Source organism: Ensifer sp. R-19 (assembly GCF_049905105.1).
GTDB lineage: Bacteria > Pseudomonadota > Alphaproteobacteria > Rhizobiales > Rhizobiaceae > Ensifer.
The window spans coordinates 735271-756477 of the sequence record NZ_CP184569.1 but is presented as its reverse complement, the minus strand read 5'-3'; the positions used below and the strand labels follow the sequence as shown (position 1 = coordinate 756477).

General features: G+C 62.2%; 24 protein-coding genes. 8 read left to right on the top strand and 16 right to left on the bottom strand.

The features are described 5' to 3' along the window. Positions 1 to 294 precede the first annotated feature (294 nt). Positions 295 to 576, bottom strand: a complete 282-nt coding sequence (locus ACN9MO_RS03600) for a hypothetical protein (protein WP_057250404.1) — start codon at positions 574 to 576, stop codon at positions 295 to 297. Between the two features lie 153 nt (positions 577 to 729). Then, positions 730 to 1434: an SH3 domain-containing protein gene (locus ACN9MO_RS03595; protein WP_082615819.1), complete on the bottom strand. Its 705-nt coding sequence runs from the start codon at positions 1432 to 1434 to the stop codon at positions 730 to 732. Positions 1435 to 1731: 297 nt separating this feature from the next. On the opposite strand from ACN9MO_RS03595, the gene ACN9MO_RS03590 reads away from it, so the two are divergent. Further along, positions 1732 to 2805, top strand: a complete 1074-nt coding sequence (locus ACN9MO_RS03590; protein ID WP_057250406.1) for a DUF2336 domain-containing protein — start codon at positions 1732 to 1734, stop codon at positions 2803 to 2805. 192 nt (positions 2806 to 2997) lie between these two features. Here ACN9MO_RS03590 and ACN9MO_RS03585 read toward each other — a convergent pair whose 3' ends face one another. The 3 genes from ACN9MO_RS03585 to ACN9MO_RS03575 form a co-directional block, all read right to left on the bottom strand. After that, on the bottom strand, positions 2998 to 3357 hold the full coding sequence (locus ACN9MO_RS03585; RefSeq protein WP_057250408.1) for a DUF1491 family protein: 360 nt from the start codon (positions 3355 to 3357) through the stop codon (positions 2998 to 3000). Between the two features lie 65 nt (positions 3358 to 3422). Beyond that, positions 3423 to 4388 carry a peptidoglycan-binding domain-containing protein gene (locus tag ACN9MO_RS03580; protein ID WP_057250410.1) on the bottom strand — a complete coding sequence of 322 codons (966 nt, stop codon included), beginning with the start codon at positions 4386 to 4388 and terminating at the stop codon, positions 3423 to 3425. After that, positions 4360 to 5928, bottom strand: a complete 1569-nt coding sequence (locus tag ACN9MO_RS03575; RefSeq protein WP_057250412.1) for a sensor histidine kinase — start codon at positions 5926 to 5928, stop codon at positions 4360 to 4362. Before ACN9MO_RS03575 ends, ACN9MO_RS03580 begins: the two co-directional genes overlap by 29 nt. 641 nt (positions 5929 to 6569) lie before the next feature. Between ACN9MO_RS03575 and ACN9MO_RS03570 the strand changes: the two genes are divergently transcribed. The 3 genes from ACN9MO_RS03570 to ACN9MO_RS03560 all read left to right on the top strand — a co-directional run bounded on the left by ACN9MO_RS03570 (position 6570) and on the right by ACN9MO_RS03560 (position 8528). Then, positions 6570 to 7040, top strand: coding sequence for a DUF5330 domain-containing protein (locus ACN9MO_RS03570; protein ID WP_113132796.1), 471 nt, complete (start codon positions 6570 to 6572; stop codon positions 7038 to 7040). Between the two features lie 199 nt (positions 7041 to 7239). After that, positions 7240 to 7920, top strand: coding sequence for a hypothetical protein (locus ACN9MO_RS03565; RefSeq protein WP_057250415.1), 681 nt, complete (start codon positions 7240 to 7242; stop codon positions 7918 to 7920). Positions 7921 to 8105: 185 nt separating this feature from the next. Continuing rightward, entirely contained in the window at positions 8106 to 8528 is a 423-nt protein-coding gene (locus tag ACN9MO_RS03560; protein ID WP_057250417.1) for a SufE family protein, read from the top strand. A gap of 253 nt (positions 8529 to 8781) precedes the next feature. On the opposite strand, the gene mucR is transcribed toward ACN9MO_RS03560, so the two are convergent. From mucR to ACN9MO_RS03520, 8 genes are all read right to left on the bottom strand, one after another. After that, the gene (mucR, locus tag ACN9MO_RS03555; RefSeq protein WP_034789336.1) at positions 8782 to 9213 is read right to left on the bottom strand and encodes an exopolysaccharide biosynthesis transcriptional regulator MucR; all 432 of its coding nucleotides are present in this window, start codon (positions 9211 to 9213) and stop codon (positions 8782 to 8784) included. 419 nt (positions 9214 to 9632) lie between these two features. After that, entirely contained in the window at positions 9633 to 9956 is a 324-nt protein-coding gene (gene mnhG, locus ACN9MO_RS03550) for a monovalent cation/H(+) antiporter subunit G (protein WP_057251077.1), read from the bottom strand. 14 nt (positions 9957 to 9970) lie between these two features. Beyond that, the gene (locus ACN9MO_RS03545; RefSeq protein WP_057250419.1) at positions 9971 to 10354 is read right to left on the bottom strand and encodes a cation:proton antiporter; all 384 of its coding nucleotides are present in this window, start codon (positions 10352 to 10354) and stop codon (positions 9971 to 9973) included. Beyond that, positions 10351 to 10827 (bottom strand): Na+/H+ antiporter subunit E, encoded by a 477-nt coding sequence (locus ACN9MO_RS03540; protein WP_057250421.1) that lies wholly within the window; start codon positions 10825 to 10827, stop codon positions 10351 to 10353. The genes ACN9MO_RS03545 and ACN9MO_RS03540 overlap by 4 nt, the downstream gene beginning before the upstream one ends. Continuing rightward, positions 10824 to 12386 carry a Na+/H+ antiporter subunit D gene (locus ACN9MO_RS03535; RefSeq protein ID WP_057250423.1) on the bottom strand — a complete coding sequence of 521 codons (1563 nt, stop codon included), beginning with the start codon at positions 12384 to 12386 and terminating at the stop codon, positions 10824 to 10826. Before ACN9MO_RS03535 ends, ACN9MO_RS03540 begins: the two co-directional genes overlap by 4 nt. Before the next feature lie 7 nt (positions 12387 to 12393). Continuing rightward, a complete protein-coding gene (locus ACN9MO_RS03530; RefSeq protein ID WP_057250425.1) occupies positions 12394 to 12771 on the bottom strand; it encodes a Na+/H+ antiporter subunit C in 378 nt (125 codons plus the stop codon). After that, positions 12771 to 13190: a Na(+)/H(+) antiporter subunit B gene (locus ACN9MO_RS03525; protein ID WP_057250427.1), complete on the bottom strand. Its 420-nt coding sequence runs from the start codon at positions 13188 to 13190 to the stop codon at positions 12771 to 12773. The genes ACN9MO_RS03530 and ACN9MO_RS03525 overlap by 1 nt, the downstream gene beginning before the upstream one ends. Then, positions 13187 to 15547 (bottom strand): putative monovalent cation/H+ antiporter subunit A, encoded by a 2361-nt coding sequence (locus ACN9MO_RS03520; protein ID WP_113132798.1) that lies wholly within the window; start codon positions 15545 to 15547, stop codon positions 13187 to 13189. Before ACN9MO_RS03520 ends, ACN9MO_RS03525 begins: the two co-directional genes overlap by 4 nt. Before the next feature lie 462 nt (positions 15548 to 16009). On the opposite strand from ACN9MO_RS03520, the gene ACN9MO_RS03515 reads away from it, so the two are divergent. The 3 genes from ACN9MO_RS03515 (at position 16010) to ACN9MO_RS03505 (ending at position 18739) form a co-directional block, all read left to right on the top strand. After that, positions 16010 to 17602 (top strand): EAL domain-containing protein, encoded by a 1593-nt coding sequence (locus ACN9MO_RS03515; protein ID WP_082640666.1) that lies wholly within the window; start codon positions 16010 to 16012, stop codon positions 17600 to 17602. Positions 17603 to 17696: 94 nt separating this feature from the next. Continuing rightward, positions 17697 to 18104, top strand: a complete 408-nt coding sequence (msrB, locus tag ACN9MO_RS03510) for a peptide-methionine (R)-S-oxide reductase MsrB (protein ID WP_057250433.1) — start codon at positions 17697 to 17699, stop codon at positions 18102 to 18104. A 110-nt stretch (positions 18105 to 18214) separates the two neighbouring features. Continuing rightward, the gene (locus ACN9MO_RS03505; protein WP_057250435.1) at positions 18215 to 18739 is read left to right on the top strand and encodes a hypothetical protein; all 525 of its coding nucleotides are present in this window, start codon (positions 18215 to 18217) and stop codon (positions 18737 to 18739) included. Between the two features lie 7 nt (positions 18740 to 18746). Here ACN9MO_RS03505 and trhA read toward each other — a convergent pair whose 3' ends face one another. After that, positions 18747 to 19403: a PAQR family membrane homeostasis protein TrhA gene (gene trhA, locus ACN9MO_RS03500; RefSeq protein WP_057250437.1), complete on the bottom strand. Its 657-nt coding sequence runs from the start codon at positions 19401 to 19403 to the stop codon at positions 18747 to 18749. A 239-nt stretch (positions 19404 to 19642) separates the two neighbouring features. Between trhA and ACN9MO_RS03495 the strand changes: the two genes are divergently transcribed. Beyond that, the gene (locus tag ACN9MO_RS03495) at positions 19643 to 20098 is read left to right on the top strand and encodes a GNAT family N-acetyltransferase (RefSeq protein WP_162733631.1); all 456 of its coding nucleotides are present in this window, start codon (positions 19643 to 19645) and stop codon (positions 20096 to 20098) included. Positions 20099 to 20145: 47 nt separating this feature from the next. Here the strand turns inward: ACN9MO_RS03495 and ACN9MO_RS03490 are convergent, their stop codons facing one another. After that, positions 20146 to 20490, bottom strand: a complete 345-nt coding sequence (locus tag ACN9MO_RS03490) for a TraR/DksA family transcriptional regulator (RefSeq protein ID WP_057250441.1) — start codon at positions 20488 to 20490, stop codon at positions 20146 to 20148. 62 nt (positions 20491 to 20552) lie between these two features. Then, positions 20553 to 20975: a universal stress protein gene (locus ACN9MO_RS03485; RefSeq protein WP_057250443.1), complete on the bottom strand. Its 423-nt coding sequence runs from the start codon at positions 20973 to 20975 to the stop codon at positions 20553 to 20555. Positions 20976 to 21207 lie beyond the last annotated feature (232 nt).

Below are 21207 nucleotides of genomic sequence, written 5' to 3'. Positions count from 1 at the left end.
CTACCGTACAGATTTCACCCTGCCCTCTCGGGCCAGCGCATTTTTCCAGGCCTTGCCTGGACAGGCGCGCTTTTCTCGTTTGCTCCTTCTTCCGGTCGCCCGGATGTTGCTCTTCTGGTTCACACGACGCAGCCCGATGATAACGGGTCCGCCCCGATTGAGCCATAGGCTGGTTAACAGATTGCTAATACACCGCTGCAACACCAACCTAAATTCATTATCTCGCCAGACGAGCCCCCGAGATGTATCCGAGGTAACAACCCGGAGCGGCGGTTCGCAAACCGCGGCTTTTCGCTAGCGTCGCGAGATCAGGCCAAACAGAAACGACACCCCGGCAACCGCCACCAGCGTCGACAGCGGCTCCTCGCGCACGCGCTCGCGAACGCGTTCCACCATCAACTCCGCCTCGCCCTGCACGACTGCCCTCGTGCCGCTGCCAATCGCAGAGACTGCTTCGGTCAGCCGGGCGATTTCCGCCCGCAGTTCGGCAATCTGCACATCAACCTCAGCACGCGCTTGCGCCTGCGAAACGTTTTCGCTGACTGTCTGCACGGCCTCCAGTTTCTTTTCCACCATTACAATGCTCCCTTGTCTGCGCCGTCTCAACGCTCCGGATGGCGTTTGGTTCCGCCAGAAGCTGCAGAAAACCGGAGCGCCGAAAAGCAAACGGGCGGCCAGAGCCGCCCGTTTTCCAGTCCAACGCAAGAACGCCGTTTCAGGCGCTCCACGTCAGTTTTCGCAGTTCGGATCGTCGAACTGGCACCGAACAAACGGTGCCGGGCGGGCGCCTTCGTAGATGCCGTCATCGTTCTGGCGAACGCGCACGCCGTCGCTGCGACGTTCCCATTCGCGGCGCTCTTCACGCACGGTCTGCTCGCGGTTCCATTCGCTCTCGCGGCGCCGCCACTCGTCTTCACGTTCACCGGTTTCCCAGTCCCGGCGCTCGCGGCGGCGGTCACTTTCCCAGTCGCGGCGGTCGCGCTCGCGCTGGCGCTCCCAGTCGCGACGATTCCGGCGGTCGTCGACCCAATCCGGTCCGTGGCGCCAACGATCGCGCTCGCGATAGAAGTCACGACCGCGGTAGTTGCGGTCCCAATAGTTGTCGAACTGGAAGACGACCGTTGGAATTCCGAGCGGGCGATAATAGCGGGGCTCGACGTAAACGCGATTGCGGCGATAGTCGGCCTGGACATAACGCCCGGCGACCCAGCCGCGCCCACCGTAGAACGAGACATCGCACCACGGCAGATCTGCAAGGCATCCGTGGATTTCCACCGATTCGCCGACCGGGATCATCGATACCGCCGGATAGCGGGTGCTCGGACCGGAGCGCATGTTCACATTGGCAGTGGCAAAGCCTTCGGCAGCCTCGGCGACAACCGGGGCCGCGAGGAGCGCACAGACCGCCGCTGCGCGCAGGATAAATTTCTTCACAGTTCCATATCTCCCATGGAGAGGCCCCTCTTCATTTGGCCTCCAAACGTCGGCGGGCGTCCGGAGCCCTTGACCGTCGCCGCGATAACTCCTGACCGCATGTGGATTTTTTATGGCTGATGCCGCGGATGTCCCCGAGAAATGCGGGGCCAGCGGGGCGAATGGGCGGCCCTGTCGCGCGCCACGCATGTGCCGTAAGCCTGAATAAAGCTCCAACATCCATAGTTAACAGTGCGCTAACGCTTTTCTTCTAATTTTTGCGACGTGTGCCTTTCCGGATCACCGGAAACGGCGATCATGTTTTGCGTGCAGGGAATTACCGTGACGGATCGCTTTCGTGAGTTGGAAAGGCCACAGACCGGCCGCTTGAAGGACGTTGTCCTGATGGCGACGGTTACCGGTTTCGAAAGCCTGCGCATCCCCCGCAAATCCGATATGAAGCAGTTTGCCGAACTGTTCGAACCGCTCTTCCTCGGCTCCAGCAACGAAGCGCGCCGTCAGGCGGCGGCAGCCCTTTCCCAGTGCTCGCAGATCCCCGAAACAGTCGCCGCATTGATCGGCGGCATGCCGATTTCGATTGCCGCGATTTTCCTGACGCGTTCGAAGGCGATAGCCGACCGCACTCTCATTGCGGTCATCCGCGAGCGCGGGCCGGAACATGCCGCAGCAATCGCGCGGCGTCCCAACCTCTCCCCTCTTGTCGTCGATGCCCTGGTCGAGCACCACAATCCACTCGGGCTTGCCGCGCGCAGCAGCGCGGCAAAGCAGGCGGTGGCGGAACAGACACACCCGGAGGCTGCAGCCGCTTCCTTGCGCACCGCCCGCGAAGAAGCGCTCAGGCACGAGATCAAGACCCTGGCGCGAGCGGGGTCACGCAACCCCACGCCGGCCGCCTCATCCGAGGCAATCAATGACGTGCATGCTGCATTGCTTGTTCGCTTTGCCCGCAGCGGCGAGATCATCCTGTTCTCGCGCGTCCTCGGCCAGGCGCTCGGCACCAAGGACGCCCACGTCGAGCGCATCCTGCTCGATATTTCCGGACAGCGGCTTGCGACGAGCCTCGTCGCGCTCGATGTCCAGGCGACCGATGCCGGTTTCGTGCTTCAGGCCCTGTATCCGCATCTTCGTGAGCCCTTCGGCGAGACGAGCCATGCGGAAGCGTTGATCGGCGCCATGAACCGTACCGCCTGCCGCGAACAGCTCGATGGCTGGTTCGAGGCAGAGGCCGAAGAAAGCGCTCCAGCGGCAAGGCACGAAGCCTACTTTGCCGAAAATCCCGCCAACGATGCGCGGCAGATCGGCGCCCGCAAGATTGCAGCGGCCGCCGGCAATGTGCAGCCCCAGCGGCTTTTCGGCCGGCGACGCGGCTAGGCGCAGAAAATACTCATCCTGCTCCTCGCCTTGACGCGGTCTGCTTCCCGTTTCGGGAACATGCCTGGGCGTACCGGTGAGTCCTCGCCCGCCCTAGAAAAGCTGCTTCATCGCTTCGATGGTCCAACTCCACTCGCGACCCGTCGGAGCCTGCGGTCCTGCGATGCGGCCATTGCGATCGGCAAGACGGTGTCAGGGCCGGCTTGCCCCTTCCTCCGGAACCACCTCGAACAGATCGCCATGGTCGTCCAGCTCGATCTCCACGATCCAGCAATCCGGATCGAAGCGGATTTCGCCTGCGAGCGCCGCATCGACCCGCTCAGTATCGCTGTCGCGCAGCCTCACTTCGAACTTGCGGCCGAGCGCGACTTCGTCGTCGAAGAAATTCTGCGGCGCCGGGGCAAAGAGCGTCTCCGTGCCGAGCCGCGTCCGCTGGCGGATGAAGATCGCACCGGCCTCCTCCGCTCCCTTGCGCAGCACGGCCGCATAGCCGCCGAGCGAAAACGCGCGGCGCAAGAGGGACGAGACGAAGATGTGAGACTTCAGGCGCATGAAAGGCTGATACACGCGCTGGACGGCGCAGGCAAATCGGCGGCGCGGTCAAACCCCACTGGCAATCAGAGTGCGCCGATTTCCTTGAGCTTTTTCAAGACCTGGGCACTCGGTTCACCGGTCTGCGGCAGGCGGTAATGTTTCTCGAAATGGCGGATCGCCGCCCGCGTCTGCGCTCCGGCGACGCCATCGACCGTCACATCCGCATAGGCGAGGTTGCTCAGCCCCTTCTGGATGTTCAGCACCAAGGCGCTCGAAACCGGGATTTCGGCACGCGGAACGAAATTGCTCTCCTTCTCGGAGGAACGAATGGCGGCAGCGACCGGATCGATCTCAACGCCACTGCCCTTGGCCTCGGCGAGAGGTCTTCCCGCCGGCATGACCTGAGCAGCCTGATCGCCAGGTGCCGCCCGAAGTGCCTGCAGCAACTCTGTACTGGCCGAACCCGTCTCGGCGCGGCCGGCCTGCGCTTCGAAGCGCAGGATCGCGGCCGCCGTCCGTGGGCCGCTGCGCCCGTCCGGCGCGCCGTCATAAAGGCCGACGCGGTTCAGTTCCTTCTGGATGTCGGCAACGAGCTTCGAGGTCGCGCCACCGGGCACGCTTGCCACGCGCTCAGGCGACGGTTTTTCTGTCGGCAGATCCGCGGAAGCCGCAGCTATCACGTCCTCGACATTGTCCGCCTTGGCCTCGCCCTCGCGCTCGATGACGAAGGTGGTCACGTTGCGCGGCTCGATCTCTTCGCCCTTGGCGATGGCGATCCGCTGCGCGGTTTCGGCGCTGACGAGCGGCACGCGGGTGCGCATCAGCGGTGACGGGTGCACACCGTGCTGGTACCACATGGCATTGGCGGCAACGAAGGAAAACACGACCAGGAAGGCGGCCGAGCCGCCAGAGACCAGGGGATGGCGCGCCATCAGCCGGCCGGCAAGCCCAACACCCTGTCCGGCAAGAGCCAGCCCGCGCACGGCCAGGCCAGGCGCACGCCGCGCGGCCTTCTTCCGTTCAGGCTGTTTTCGCTTGCGCGGCGCCATATCCCCGTTCCTCGTTCAAACCAACGTCTTCGGACCGCCCTCCTTCGGCGGCCGGCCTCGCCTCTCCGTCGCGTAGGCGCGGCGGAAATTCCACCGTCACCGACGAACGCTGCTCTTCTTGCTCGGCAACGGCGATGCCGGAGCCGTCGCGCGGTATCGTCACGACGATGACGGTCCCCTCACCCTCGCGGCTGCGAATCGTGAGGTCGCCACCATGAAGGGCAACGAGGCCCTTGACCAGCGAAAGGCCAAGACCCGTGCCTTCGTAGCGGCGTGTATAGTCGTTCTGGATCTGGACAAAAGGTTGACCGAGCAGCTCCAGCTTGTCGGCGGCAATACCGATTCCGGTGTCGCTGACCGAGAGCTTCAGCATCGCACCGTCCACTTCAGCGTCGATCGTCACGACGCCGCCATGGTCGGTGAACTTCACGGCGTTGCCGACCAGGTTGATGAGAACCTGCTGGAAGGCGCGCTGGTCGGCATTGACTTCGCCAATGCCGCGGGTGACGCGGCTGACGAGCTTGACGCCCTTTTCCGCGGCCTGGTGCGACAGCATCGCCTCGCAGGCGGCAACCGCCTCGGCGACGCGGAACGGCTCGGGCATGAGCTCGTAGCGTCCCGCCTCGATCTTGCTCATATCGAGCATGGTATTGACGACGGAGAGCAGATGTTCGCCCGACTTGTGGATGAGGCTCACATACTCGCGCTGGCGATCGTTCTCGAGCTTGCCGAAATACTCGCCGCCCAGCACGTCGGAAAAGCCGAGGATCGCATTGAGCGGCGTGCGCAGCTCGTGGCTGACGGCGGCGAGGAAACGGGTCTTGGCATCGTTCGCAGACTCCGCTTCGGCGGTCCGGGCCGCCGCCTCGGCGCGCAGGCCTGCCTCCTGAGAGACATCGCGCGACTGCGCAAGGATCGCCGTCAAGTTGCCATCGCGATCGCGCAAGGGCGCCAAGTCGCAGGACATGTAGACGAACTGTTCGCCTTCGATCGGCAAGGTCCGCCGTTCGATACGGATATCGACCGTCGCCCGATCGCCGCCCTGGCGAAGGATGTCGATCGCGCTCAGGAACGTAATGCGGTCGGAGACGTGAATCTGCTCGATGAAGCCGCGGCCCGCCGGGTCGCGCATCAGCGTCAGGTGCTCGGCGGCATCGCGCCCATGCACGGAAAGGACATTGCCGCGCAGGTCATGCACGGTCACGAGGCCCGCAAACAGGTCATAGGCTGCCGAGAGGTCCCGGAGAACGGGATCGGACGGAGCCGGCGCAGCAGTTTCCGGCGCTCGGCCGCGAGCGATCGCCACGGCTGCCGCCAGTAGCGAAGCGGAAGCCCAAAGAGCGGTTCCGAGCGGCAGGGCCGAGGACACGGGTATGGCGAGCGACAGGGCGAGCGGCGCCACCGGCAGTGTCGTCAAAGACACGGCCGCAACAGTGCGCAAACGTTTCGTGTCGCGGCGCCCGGCGGGCGAAGAAGCCTCACGACGGGGCAGCCACAGGGCCGCGATCTCGTCCACGCGGGACGCCCATCTGCCAGCCATGTTACGCAATACGCTCACGCTTTACCCTGCTACATTTGTTGTTCTTGCGAGGCTGGCGCGACCGATTTCCCCTATTTGGAAACCGCGGTTCAGACCGCCTCGTGACATGTCGGAATCTCGCATCCCCGGCTTAATGAAAGAATAAACGCGCCCGTGCCGGAACGGTGCGAAACGGCCGAAAAATCCCGTTTTGGAGCAAATTGAGCGACCTTCATTTCTTGTGGTTAACGGGGCGTAAGCAACGGATTTCTGTGCATTTTCTGCACAGCGTTAACGATTGTGGCGAGCCCGCCGGCACGCCATTGCCGACGCTTCCGGGCTTCGCACACAGGGTCCCGCCACGAACCTTAACGGCGAAAGCTAAAATGCGACACAAATGCGCGGCAAAGCACTCGGCGGCGGCATTTCATTAAAATTTGAAGCAAATGCCGCGCGATTTTGAAAAGCCGTCTTGTGATTCCCGTCCTAATGTCGGTGTCAACAAAGGGACGGACGCTGCCTCGAAGGCAGCAGCTCCCCGAGGAAACGACGGCAGCGTGAACGGGTATCAGGGGATACGACGGCGCTGCGGGATGCCGAAGGCACAAAAGCCGGCTAGAAGACTGGCGAGCTCAGGCAGCTGAACGAAGGATGGGCAGAACATGTGGTTTCTCATCAAGGCGACATTTTGGTTTTCGCTGGTGCTGGTGCTGCTGCCATTCCTCGATCCGTCGAGCTCGCAGAAGCTGGAGCACGCTCCCAAGGTCGAGCTTGGCGACACCTTCGCCGCCGCCAATGAGGCCTTCCAATACATCAGCGCCATCTGCATCCAGAAGCCTGAGATTTGCGAGAAAGGGGCAGAGACCTTCGTCGCCCTCGGCCACAGGGCCCGCGAAGGCGCTCGTATCGCCTATGAGTTCCTGGATACCCAGTTTGCCGAAACCGATGCGGCCCAACCCGATGCCAAGGTGATGACCGGAACGGTCACACCGGTCATGACCGGCACGGTCAAGCCCGCTGCCCATGTGGCAGCACCCGCCACCGAGGTCAGCACCATCGATGCAGAGCCTGTCTTCAAGCGCACGCCGGTTCCGGAAAAGCGCCTCGATCCCAAGGCCGCGATCATCCAGTAGTCATGCCAAGCCCTCGGTCGAGACCGGCGGGCCACCCATTCGCAACTTAACTGCCTGACTTGCCGCCCTGTCGTGGCCGCCGCGAGGATCCCATCCCCTCGCGGCGTTTTCTTTTCAGGCGCAACCTTTGATCGCCAAGAGCCAGCCACGCACAAGCCGTGGCTGCTTAGGTCCGCCGCACGGCAAGCGGAGGCACCCAATGCAGATCTACGGGCTTTTTTCGAATGCGGGCGTGACGCGGCCAGCGACAGCCGGCACATCGACCGCCGTCGAAGGCAAGAGCCCGGCATCGGCCGCATTGCTCCTCGGCACCGATGACGACACTGGTGACCGCGCCGCCGCAGCAAAGAAGAAGCTCGACGACATCAAGGAACAGCTTCGGATGCTCCGGTTCTTCGCATCGGATCCGGAAACGCTCGCGAGGCTCGCCAAGCAACTCGCTCAGCAACTCGGCACGGCAGCCCAGCAGTTGGCCGGCGCAGACGGTGCCGGAGCGATAAACGGCGTTGCCTCCGCTGCGGCCGTGGCCGCCTTGGCAGATACCGGCAGTGCGCAAGTGGAAGGTGCTATCGCCGGAAACGATGCAGCCACGTCCGCAGAGCCGACAAGCTTTGCGGAGCGCGCCTATCGTGAATTCAGCGACGATGACGGTGAGTCCGGCGCCACCACGAAACTGGCCGCCGAACTCAAATCGCTTGCCGAGCAGATAAAGCAGCTGTTGCAAAAGGCCGAGCAGGAATTGCACACCGAGGGATCTGCCCGTGACGCTGACGATGCGCGCGCGGCCGGCCATGCCTTGTCGGCGGCCGTCGGCAAACTCGGCGGGATCGATGCAGGCGCCGGAAATGCCTTCATCTTCCCGTCAAGCGTTTCGATCTGACCGCGCCGGCGAAATGCCGCCGACACCCAAGGTAACTGTTATTGGCGGTTCTCAATGGGCTTGCCATCCCCTATATGAGGACTGAAAGCCCGCATGCCTGATGGCAAAGGGGCATGAACAGGGACAAAGCTCGTTCGCGGCAAGGACCGGCGGGCGTATAATCCCCTGATAACTGGACCCGGACCATGACGACGCTTGACCAGATCATCGACGATTTCGCCTTCCTCGACGAGTGGGAGGATCGCTATCGCTATGTGATCGAACTCGGCAAAGCTCTGCCGGACATGCCGGAAGCCAAGCGGACCCAGGAAAACAAGGTTCAGGGTTGCGCCAGCCAGGTCTGGCTCGTCACCCAGACGGCCGGCAATCCGGAGGACCCTGTCCTGACTTTCGAAGGTGAATCGGATGCGCATATCGTGCGCGGCCTGGTCGCAATCGTGCTCGCCATCTATTCCGGCAAACATGCCTCGGAGATCGCCAAGACCGATGCGATCGATACCTTCGGCAAGATCGGCCTGATCGAGCACCTGTCGACGCAGCGCGCCAATGGCCTGCGCTCGATGATCCGCCGCATCAAGAACGAAGCCGAGCTTCGGCTGGCCGCCTAAAGCGCGTCGCGATCTCTCAGGTTCGCGCCTTGCGCTTTAAGTTTTATGATATTTCGCATGTCGTTATCGCAAAACCGCTGCGCACGTTTGCGCGAAAGGCTTCAAGGCGCCGTCAGGACCTGCCGCAGCGACCGCGCTGTGACAGTACAAAACACAAGAGCCGGATGCTCAGGCCCGGCCCTTGTGTTCAAACCAAATGCCGTCAGGCAAATTGCAGCAACCAGCCGCAAGGCTTCACCAGACGGTTGAAGTCTTATTTGCCACGGCGTTTGCGGCGCTGGCCGAGGCCCATTTCCTTGGCGAGACGCGAGCGTGCTTCCGCATAGGCGGGCGCGACCATCGGGTAGTCGGTCGGCAGGTCCCATTTCTCGCGATATTCTTCCGGCGACAGATTGTGGTGAGTCATCAAGTGGCGCTTCAGCGACTTGAAGGTGCCGCCACATTCGAGGCAGGTGATCTGGTCGTCCTGGACGGACTTGCGAACCGACACGGCCGGCTTCGGCTTTTCAACGGGGATGACGACCGGTGCCGGCGCCGCGGTGTTGTTGAGCGCCGAGTGCACATCTGCGATCAGCGTGGAAAGCTCGGCGACGGGAACCACGTGATTGCTGACGTAGGCGGCAACGATTTCCGCCGTCAGCTCAACCAGAAGTTCATGGCTCGCGCCAAGCGCTGTTTCAGTCATTTCTTTCTCCTATCGGACTTCAGCACAACCCGAAACGGCGTCTCGGGGGGAGGAACGCTTGCAAGAGCCGCCAGGAAGCCTTCGCTGCCTTGGGATGGACCATCAAACGCGGCAAGGACAAACGCCGGCCACGATATCAAGAGTAGGAATTTTGATTACGAAACCTGCTGCCGAGTCACCGGGACGACCGAACTCTCAAAGCAACAACCAACATTCACAACTCAAGCTGGAATTTCAGATCAAAGTATTTCCACGACGACACTTTACATTTACTCGATTAACATCGATGCGTGAAATGTCCAAACATAAATTTGCCGACAGTTAGCAACTTTATCTCCGAATTGCTAAAATGGCCACACTGCATCGCAAAGTTCTGAAATACAGATTCAGAAATGTCATCGATCAGCGATGACGTGGCTCTACTTTTGTGGAAGCTGATCTACAACTGACAGCTTCGTAAGTTTGTAACCGGCCTGATGTGCGGCTTTTGCCAAGAGATGAGCCGAGATTGGTGCAGTCAGAACGAAGAAGAAGAAGCCTGCAAGCGCCCGAATCAGTATCGCCGCATCCAGAGAATGAACGCCCGCAGCCAGCAGCAACAGGCCTGAACCTACGGTGCCGGCCTTAGACGCTGCATGCATACGGGTGTAGAGATCGGGAAAACGCAAGATGCCAATTGCCGCAAGCAGCGAAAAGATCGCGCCGACGATCAACAGAGCGGCAACCAATACAGCAACGGCCATGTCCAGGACGGGGTTCATCGGCGCCCTCCCTTATACTTGCGACGGACCGCATTGGATCTCGGTGCGGACGCGCGCTTTGATTCCGGCGAGCTACGCTCAACGTTGGCCGTCTCTGGCGAAAGCCCGCGAGCCAGGATGAAGCGGGCAAAGGCGACGGTCGCGAGGAAGCCGACCAAGCCAAGGGCAATGGCAATATCGATGTAGAGGTTGAAACCGGTGCGGATCGCGACGACGGCAATCAGGCCAATGGCGATCGCCACCAACATGTCGAGGCCGAGCACGCGGTCCGGTAAGGTCGGGCCGCGGATGATGCGCCAGACAGTAATCAGAAGGGCAACAGACAGCGCGATAAGTGCGAAGCCCGTAGCGAGGGCTTCGATCTGGTCTGGCAGGCTCATTCGAAAGCCTCCTTTATCCGCCGTTCGAAGCCGTTGGCGATATCGCGCCTGAGGCCGCCGGGATCGGCGCAATCGAGCGCATGGACGTAGAGCGTCCGGCGGTCGTCGGAAACGTCGACCGACAAGGTCCCAGGCGTCAGCGTGATGAGATTGGCGAGCAACGCGATTTCGAAATCGCTCCTGACCGTCAAGGGATAGGCAAAGATGCCGGGCTTCAGCTTCATCTTCGGCTGGATGACCATGAGCGCGACCTTTGTGGCCGAGATTGCGAGTTCCTTGAAAAAGAGAGCGGTCAACAACAACAGTCTGAGCGGACGCACCGGATAGGTGATGGGCTGGAGCTCGCGGCGGATCAGCCATAGAGACAGCGCTCCAACGGCGAAGCCGAGGATCAGGTTGGCCAGCGAGAAACTGGCGCTGATCGCGCCCCAGATCGCCGTGAACAGCAGGTTGATGGTGAGGAACTTGGTCACGGGGCACCTCCCGGGAAAACCGAGTTCAGATAGGCCGAGGGCTCAGCGAGCGAGGCAGCCGCACTTTGAATGGTCGAAAGCAGTGGCTCCGGGTAGAGACCAATCGCCAAAGCCAGGATGACCAAGACGGTGAGCGGCAGCAGCGCCGCCGGCGAGATCGTCGCGGAAACCGTCGTGCCCTCCCCGGCTGCCGCATCGCGCCAATAGGCCAGCAGGAAAAAACGCCCGGTGACAACAGTCGTCAGGAAGCCGGTGAAAAGCAGGGCCGCGGCCAGCCACCAGGCGCCGATATCGAGCGCCGCCTTGACCAGCATGACCTTCGGCCAGAAGCCGGAGAATGGCGGCAGACCGGAAACGGCGAAGGCCAGCATGAGCGTCAGCGCCGCGAAACCGGCATGGCGACGGTAAAGGCCTGCCAGCGACGAAAGCGAGAAGCTGCCGCCGAGCTTGGCCGCAACGCCGGATGCGAAATAAAGCGCAGTCATGACGAGCATCGAGTGCAACGCATAGAAGATCGCACCGCCAATGCCGCCCGGCCCGCCGACCGCAATCCCGGCGAGGATCGAGCCGATGCCGGAGACCACGAGATAGCCGAGCATGCGGCGGAAATCCGATTGCGCCAGCGCCCCGAAGGCACCGACGAGCATGGTGAGCGCGCCGGCAAGGGCAATGACGAAGCTCAGTTCCTCGCGCTGGAGCGGCAGCAGCATGACGGTGACGCGGATCAGGGCGTAAATGCCGACCTTGGTGAGCAGGCCGGCGAAGAGCGCCGACACCACGACGCGCGGCGTATGGTAGGAGGCCGGCAGCCAGAAATTGACCGGGAACGCCGCCGCCTTCATGCCGAAGGCCAGCACGAAGAGCGCCGTCAGCGTCATCAGCGGCGCCGTGCCGGCAAGGCCTTCTGCCTTGCGGGCGATATCGGCCATATTGAGCGTGCCAAAGCTCGCATAGAGATAGCCTGTCGTGATCAGAAACAGGGTGGTCGCGACCAGATTGAGGAAACCATACTTCACCGCTCCGTCGATCTGCTCGCGCTCGGAGCCGAGCACGATGAGGCCGAACGACGAGATCAGCAGCACCTCGAACCAGACGTAAAGGTTGAAGATGTCCCCCGTCAGAAATGCACCCGAAACGCCGGCCATCAGCAGCATCAGGAACGGGTAGAAGCCGTAGCGCCGACCGCTGTCGTTGATATCCGCGAGCGAATAGATCCCGCCGGCGAGTGCCACCACCGAGGCGGTCAACGCAAACAGAGCGCCCGTCAGATCAACGGTGAAGGCAATGCCGAAGGGCGGCAGCCAGCGTCCCATGACCATTGTCACCGGACCGCTCGCAAGCACATGCCGAAGCAGGAGAATGTCTATCAACACGAGACCGGCCAGTCCGAGGACAGCGATGTAAGGGTGCCAATCGATCTTTCGGCGCAGCATGACAAGCAGTGCGCCGATCGCCAGGCACCAGGCGACCGGCAGGATCACCAGCCAATCGGCAGAAGCGGCCGGCTCGAGAACGAGTGCGGCGGAAAGATCTGCGTGGGGAGAAGTTGAAGCGGCCATGGGTCGGTCAGTATCCAAGCGGCGGAGCCGGCTCGTCCTTCGGCTCGGCGACGCGCATCTCGTCGGTATTGTCGGTCTGCAGCACCTCGTAGGCGCGCCACGCGAGAACCAGCAAGAAAGCGAAGAAGGAGAAGGAGATCACGATCGCTGTCAAGATCAGTGCCTGCGGCAGAGCGTTTGCCGCCGGTCCCGTGAGCGCGTCCTGGTGGCCGGGGACGACCGGCGGCACGCCGCGCGTCAGCCGCCCTCCGGTGAAGATCAGCAGATTGACGGCATTGCCGAGAATGGCAACACCAAGCAACACCCGGATGATGGATTTCGACAGCAGCAGGTAGACGGCGACCGTGAAGAAGATACTGACGAGCAGCGCGAACCAGGCTTCCATCATTCGCCTCCCCGCTCTTCGAGCGAAAGCGCAATCGAGCTGATCGCCCCGACGACGACGAGATAGACGCCGCAATCAAACAGCATCACCGTCGAGAGCGGGACTTCCAGGCCGAGAACCGAAGGATAGATCCAGAGACCGGTCATGAAGGGGACGCGTGCCGCAATCGAGATCAGGCCGGCGACCGTCGCTGCGAACAGCCCCGCGCCGGCAATCGCCATCGGGTGAAAATAGATCGCACGGCGCACCGTCTCGACGCCGCAGGCGATGCCGTAGATCGCCAGCGCCGAAACCGCGATCAACCCGCCAATGAAGCCGCCGCCGGGCTCGTTGTGGCCGCGCAGCAGCACGAAGATCGAAAACAGCACCATCAGGCTGGTGAGAAAAGGGGCGACGGCCCGGAAGATCACCGACTTCATGCGCGTTCCTCCGCATCCGGATCATTGTCGGCGATGCGGCGGAGAGAACCAGCCCTCAAGCGGACCAGCGACAGGATGGCAAGACCGGTGACCATCACCACGGCGATCTCACCCAGCGTGTCCGTACCGCGGAAATCGACGATGATGACGTTCACCACATTGGCGCCGTGCGCGATCGATTTCGAATAGAGATTGAAGAATTCCGTCAGCGTGGAGTCAAAGGGAACGCCCGTCGTCTTCAGTAGCATCAGGCCGAAACCCAAGCCGCAGGCGAGTGCAATGGCAAAATCCGGGACCTTCTGGGCAAGCGGCCGATGGTCGGACGGCGAGAGCCTGAGGCGCGTCATCACCAGTGCCAGGACGACGACCGACAGCGTCTCGATCATGAACTGGGTGAAGGCAAGATCCGGCGCACCATAGAGCAGGAAGATGACGGCAACGGCAAAGCCCTGGATGCCGAGCGAGACGATCGCTGTCAGCCGATCCGGAGCGAGCACGACGGCAACGAGACCGATGACCGCGATGGCCATGATCGCAAGCTCGTGCAGTGGCACGTCGGGTGCAAAGAACGGCGCGCGCGGCAGTTCGCCGTAGGTGAGCGGAACGACCAGCAGCACGCAGGCAACCAGGATGAAGGTCGCCGTCATGTAGACGTCGAGGCGGCCGGATTGCAGCCGGCGCGTCAGCCCGACGGAAAAACGAACGAGCCCGCGGATGAGCTGGTCGAAACCACGGTCCGGCCCCCAGCCGATATCGGCAAGGATTGCGGCGATGAAACCACGCAAACGATCGAGCTTCAGGTAGAAAACGATCCCGATCAACGCGGTCGCGGTCGACATGGCCAGCGGCACCCCGACATGCGGAACGACGGACATCGTGACCGCACGCGGTTCGCCTGATATCGCCGATGCCATCGGCGTCGACACGAGTTCGTGGGTCAACCCCGAGAGCAAGGCGGCGGAAAGCCCCTTGGCGGCAAGCAGCGCCGGCCCGAGCCAGAGCAGCACCGGCGCCTCGTGCGCCGCCTTCGGCGTCTCCACCTTCGCACCGATGAAAGGCTTGAGGGCGACGGCAAAGGCCACCGCGAACATCAGAGCATTGCCAAGGATCGCGATTGCCGCAAAGACCACGGAGCGCCGGTCGAAGCCGGAGAGCGCGTAGTAGATTTCCTCCTTGGCGATGAAGCCGAAGAAGGGGAACAGGCCGCCCATCGAAAATGCGGCTGCAAGCGCAATGACGAACGTAAGCGGCATGGCGGAGCCCAAGCCCCCGAGCCTGGTCACGTCACGCGCGCCGGTCTCATGATCGATGATGCCAGCAACCATGAACAGGGCACCCTTGAACAGGGAGTGTGCGACAAGATAGAGCGCCGCCGCCTCGATCGCGTGCGGGAAGCCGAGACCGGTCAGCATGACCAGCAGCCCGAGCGAGGCCATGGTCGTATAGGCGAGCATCAGCTTCAGATCGGTCTGGCGGCAAGCAAGAGCTGCGCCGATGACGAGCGTGGCGCCGCCGAAGAGCGGCAGCAGGATCTGCCATTCGGGCGTGCCGCCGAGCACGGGATTGAGCCGCATCAACAGATAGACGCCGGCCTTCACCATTGTCGCGGAATGCAGGTAGGCCGAAACGGGAGTCGGTGCTTCCATCGCGTTCGGCAGCCAGAAATGGAACGGAAACTGCGCCGACTTGGTGAAGGCGCCACCGAGGACGAGAATGAGCGCGGCCAGATAGAACGGGCTTTCGCGCATCTCCGTGCCAAAGGCCATGAGCAGCGAAAGCTGGGTGACGCCGCTGACGTTCCAGATGATCAGGAGCCCCGCGAGCAGAAACAGGCCCCCTCCTCCGGTCACGACCAGCGCCTGAAGGGCTGCGCGCCTTGCGGCTTCGCGCGAATGGTCGAAGCCGATCAGCAGGAATGACGTGATCGAGGTCAGTTCCCAGAAAACGAAGAGCATCAGGAAGCTGTCGGACACGACGAGCCCGAGCATTGATCCCATGAACATCAGGATGAACGAGAAGAACCGTCCCTGCTGCGGATGGCCCTTCAGGTAACCGCCGGAATAGAGCACGATCAGCATGCCGATGCCGGCGATCAGCAGGACGAAAGTTAGCGACAGACCATCGATCAACCAGGAAAAGCTGACATTGAACGACGGGATCCAGGCATAGCCACCGGTGACCACCTCGCTTTTGGCCACGTCCGGCCAGAAGCGGGCGAAATGCAGGACAATGGCCGCTGGGAAGAGTGCCAGAACCCAGGCCGCATTGTGCCCGAGGAGGCGCGTGAGCAGCGGGGCGACCAAAGCCCCCACGAAGGGGAGTGCGAGAGCCAGAAATGTCAGGGCCGCAACATCCATCGTCCTGGCCTGCTCCTTTATGTTTTCACGATACAATCAATCGAAGACCCGACATAAAAGAAGGGTTGTGGCGGCTCAAGCCTTATCCAGATAAAATCGACGTTATGTGCCGTTAAGTCGCTTCGGAGATCGGACGCAGCAGTCCAAGCACTATCAGATTCGTTCGTTTCATGCGGCGGCGGCCGACAACAATTAAAATGCTGTTAGCATAATATTCAGTTGTCGTCGCAGCAGGATCGAACGTCCTAGAATCGGGACAATAAGACGTGGTAGTTGTACGTAAAGGCTTCTTCAATTCAAAATAATACGAAGCCTGGATCCGCCTGCCGGCGGAAACCAACGGCTGCTCGGAACGTCTGCCTTCGACGATATCTGTGAACCGCAAGGCGCCGGCTCATCGACCGTCTTTCTGCCGCAAGCAGCATGAAACGGAACAACACAACGATCACGGGCGAGGCCTGCTTGGAACGATCTCGCATAGTCGTCATCGCCAGTATCCTGGCTGCACTCGGCGCGATCCTGCCGATGATGGCGGCCTATTATCTTTCCTGGTCGATCGCGGTGCGCAGCGAGCAGACACGGCTTTCCCATCTTGCCGACTACGCCATCATGCGCGCCGATGCGGCGCTCGAGGAAGCCTCCCGGGCGCTGAAAGCCGCCGACCGGTTTGACATGCCGCCCTGTATGGCAACACATATCGCAGCGCTGCGCTCCCTCGTCGTCAATACGACCTCCATCGAAGACATCGGCTATTTCGAAAACGGGCTGCTCAGGTGCACGTCGTGGGGCTATCCGCCGCGCCGTCTCACCCGCTCTCCGCCCGCCGATTTCTTCGCGAGCAACGGCGTCGAAGTCATCCCGCGGATGTACCCGACGATCAGTACCGGCGCCCCCATGACGGCGTTTCGCTATCGTTCCTACACCGTACTGACCAACCCGGCTCGATTTGTCGACGTGATTGCGGAGCCCGGCACCCGGCTTGCAGTCGCCACGAAAAACGGCGTCCTGATCGGCACTCTGAACAATCCTGACGCGTCGCTTACGGCCCGGCTCGCCGAACTTCCCGAAACCGGCAGCAACGCCGACGATCTGTTCGCAACCTCCCATGGAGCAAACTGGATCGCCGTCGCGAGCGCCCCCAACATCGCCATTTTTAAGGACATGGACCGGGAGCGCCTGCTGCTTCTGCCGGTCGGCGCCCTGGTCGCAGCGCTTATGGTCGGCCTCGTCGTCTGGCTGTCGCGGCGCCGCCTTTCGCCGCTCGGAGAGCTCTCCATCGCCGTTCAGCGGCGCGAATTCATCGTCCACTATCAACCGCTCATCGAACTGAAGACCGGCATCTGCGTCGGTGCCGAAGCGCTCGTACGCTGGCGGCGGCCCGACGGGCAAATGGTCCGCCCCGATCTCTTCATACCGCTGGCGGAAGAGAACGGCCTGATCGAAGAAATCACCGACCAGGTCATCTATGCCACGATTGCCGAGCTGAAAACGGTCCTCCTTGCGGATCGCTCGCTGCACATTGCCGTCAATCTTGCCGCCGACGACATCAAATCGGGGCGCATCCTGCCGGTGATCCAGGCGGTGCTGGAAAACACCGGCATACTGACCCAGCAGATCTGGCTGGAAGCGACCGAACGGGGCTTCATGGATGTGAAATCGGCCCGCGCAACGATCGAGGAGGCCCGCCGGCGCGGCCACTCGGTGGCGATCGACGACTTCGGCACCGGCTACTCAAGCCTGCAATACCTGCAGGAGCTTCCGCTCGACGCACTGAAGATCGACAAATCCTTCATCGACACGATCGGAACGGACTCTGCCACCAGTTCGATTACGCCGCATATCATCGACATTGCCAAGTCGCTCGATCTCTACATCGTCGCCGAGGGCATCGAGCGGCAGGAGCAGGCCGACTATCTCATCGAACGCGGTGTCCAGTATGGCCAGGGCTGGCTGTTCTCCAAGGCGTTGCCCGCAGCGGAATTCATCGCCTTCTACAACAACAGCAAGCGCCGGCGCGGCGCCGGCCCGACCGTAATCCGCCGCGAGATCGCCTGACGCCACGCCGTCGACCGCAATGCCGGGCCGCGACGTGAATTGCGCGCTTCCGGCGGCATTCCTATATAGTCGCCGCAACGACAGGAGATCTTTCATGACGACCGTTAAGACGCCCAAGGTGGTGAAGACCGATGCGGAATGGCGGGCCATACTCTCGTCGGAACAATACCGCATCACCCGTCAGCAGGGTACCGAGCGTCCGTTCACCGGCCCTTTCGTCAACAACAAGCAGACCGGCACCTATGAATGCGTCTGTTGCGGCCGAGCCCTCTTCCGCTCGGACACCAAGTTCGATTCCGGTTGCGGCTGGCCGAGCTATTTCGCTGCGATCGACGACCAGGCGATCCGCGAGATCGAGGACCGCTCGCACTTCATGGTGCGCACGGAAATCCGCTGTGCCGACTGTGACGCCCATCTCGGTCACGTGTTCCCGGACGGCCCGCCGCCGACGGGGCTTCGCTATTGCCTCAACGGCCATGCGATGACGTTTACCGAGGATTGACACCGGCGCGCGGAAGGAGTGGCATGGGGGCTGCTGTTCCATTAGGAACAGGCCCTGCACCGAAGCCGCGCTATCTAGACTTTGGGTCGAGCAAGCGAGAGGAGGTCCGCATGCTGCGCATCCTGACAGCACTCACGCTCCTGCTTTCGTCTGCCCTGGCAGCGGCGGCCGCCGACGATTGGCTACCCTATGCCAATGCGCGTTTCGGCTACGTGCTCGACATTCCGCCTGGCTTCGAACTGCAGAGCCAGGGCGACAATGGCGACGGCGCCAGCTTTCATGCCAACGACAATGGTGCGACCCTTTCGGTCTTTGGCAGCACATTGCTGGATGGCGACTTCGAGACTGACGTCAACGACCGCATCGGGATCGAGCGCGAGGGCGACTGGCGGATCGCCTATGCGCGGGTGACGGCAGCCTGGGCAAGCTTTTCGGGCGTCCGTGGGGAAGAAGTGTTTTATACCCGTGCCATCGCGCTCTGCGACGGCAGCGCCGCCTATTTCCGCCTTCAGTACCGCAAGAGCCGGCTCACCAGTTTCGACGGCGTGATCTCGCGGATGGCGGAGGCCCTCAGGCCATCGGAAGGCTGTCAGCACCCGCCTGTCGCTGCGGTTGCGGGCGAAGCGCCGAACTGACCGCCGCTCAGGCTGCGGCGCTGAAGCAGCTCACCACGGCCGAATAGTGAACGGCCGCACCGGTCACAACGAAACCGTGCCAGATCGCGTTCTGGAAGCGCAGCCTTTCCCAGACATGGAAAATCACGCCGGCGGAATAGATGATGCCGCCGATCAGGATCAGCACCAGCGTCGTTGCCGTCAGCGCCGACAAGAGCGGCCCGACAGCGAGCACGCCGCTCCAGCCCATGGCGAGATAGAGCAGGATCGCCAGCCGGTCGAACCGGCCGGGGAAAAGACATTTGATCGCAACGCCAAGGGCCGCAATCGCCCAGATGCCGATCAGCATCACGAACAGGAACGGGTCTTCCAACCCGCGCTGCAGGAACGGTGTATAGGTCGCGGCGATCAGGATGAAGATCGAGGAATGGTCGAAGCGGCGCAGGAACCATTTGGTCCGCGAGATCGGATAGAGATTGTAGAGAAACGAGATCGACAGCGTCGCGAGCAGCCCTGCCCCGTAGACGGCGGCGGCAGCGAGTTGGCCGCTGGTGCTCCAAAGCGTCGCATAGAAGATCAGTGCGGTGACACCGACGAGCGCGGCGGCAAGACCGATGCCGTGCACGATGCCGTCGGCAATCAATTCCGAGCGGTCATAGTTCCATTTGACGCCAGCGAATTCCACGCGATCCCTCTCCCGGGTCTCTGTCTTTTTCTCGGGCACGCTCGTAGCTGTCGCGCCATCATCGCCATCCTGCCACAGCCCTGGGCCGCCGCAAAGATATGGTGGCGTGGCGAAAGCATCAACTTTTGCAACGCATTACAACAATCGCATGACATATCTGCTGAGTGCGCGGGACCTTGTTCGCAGGCGCGGCGATGACCACATGCGCTGACAAGATTACGCCGATCGGGAGGAGAACCATGTCGAAGTTGCGCACCCCTCAGCCGGAACTGGCGGCCGCGCTCAGCGAGCTTTGCCTGCGATCGAAAGCGGTATGGGGATACGACGCCGCCTTCCTGGAGGCTTGCCGTCCGGCGCTGACGCTGACGGCCGAGGACTGGAAGGATTCGGACCTGCAGATCGCCGTCGATGGCGAGCGGATCCTCGGTCTGGCGCAGGTTCGCTCCGATGGCCAGATCGCCGAACTCGACAAGCTCTTCATCGATCCGGACGCGCGCGCCACTGGCATTGGCCGCAGCCTTTTCGCCTGGTGTGTCAAAGCAGCGCTCAACCGCGGCGCCACGGTCATGACGATCGATGCCGATCCGGGCGCTGCCGATTTCTATCGCCGCATGGGCGCGGTCGATGACGGCGTCATGGCATCGACCGTAATCCCGGGGCGCTTTCTGCCGAGACTGAAGCTGGAACTAAGATAACCATCCGAAGATCGCCGCTGCGGGCACGGCGGCGATCGCTCGATGGTTCATCTTCCGCCCCGGGCAACCTCCGCCGCACATTCCTGACAGAGCGGCGCATGGGGAACAGCTTGCAGGCGCGCTGACGAAATCGGCAGGCCGCAGCGGACGCAGGTGCCGAAGGTGCCGGCGGCGATCCGGTCGAGTGCCGCGTCGATCGCGCGGATCTCTTCCTGCCCGGCAAGCCCGAGGCCTTCCAGAACCTCGTCGCCTTCCCGCTCGGTCACGCGATCCGGCACATCGGCGTTCATGGGCTCATCGAGATCGTGCTCGATCTTGACCAGCCGCCCCTGCAGCTCCTCCTTGCGGTGGGTGAGGCGGCTGCGAAAATCGTCAAGCGCAAACTTGTCCATCTGAAGACTCCTCGGCGGTGGCGGCGCAGGATCGCGCCGCAGCCGCTCTTATTGTTGGTGGGTTACCGGTCGACGAGTACGGCGCAGGGGCAATGGCTGACCACGCGGCTCGCGGTCGATCCGATGAAGTAATCGATCAGGCCCGGCCGGTGGGAGGCGATGATCACCAGATCGGCATTCTCTTCGCTCGCGCAGGCGTTGATGGTGCCGGCAGCACCGCCGGTGCGAATTTCAACACGGCCGTTGATCCCGTGCTTGGTCTTCATGTCCTCGAGCGTCTTTTTTGCCTGCTTGCGGGATTCCTCGACCATCTCCAACGGGAAATCGACGATCATGTAGCCCTGCGCATAGGCATTCAGATCTTCGACAACGTTGAGCAGGACAATCTCGCCCCCTTCGTCGATCAGCTTCTCGGCGATGCCCAGCACAGATTCGCCGTGCTCGAGCTGATCCATGGCAATCGGGACGATGATCTTCTTGTACATGCTGTACTCCTTCTGTTGCCCTCATGGATCGCCGCGCCAGATGTGGCGGGCCAATCCCTCGTCTGGAGATTGCGCCTCGACCGCTTTCCCGGCTTTGATTGAAATCAAATCGAAAGCGCCGCGCTCGCGTGACCCTACTCAAATGGAGGTAGGGCGACGGCAACCACTGTCAACGCTCATCGAACACAACATCAAGCGACTGACGGGCTTCCGTGAACGGACGAGCCGGCCC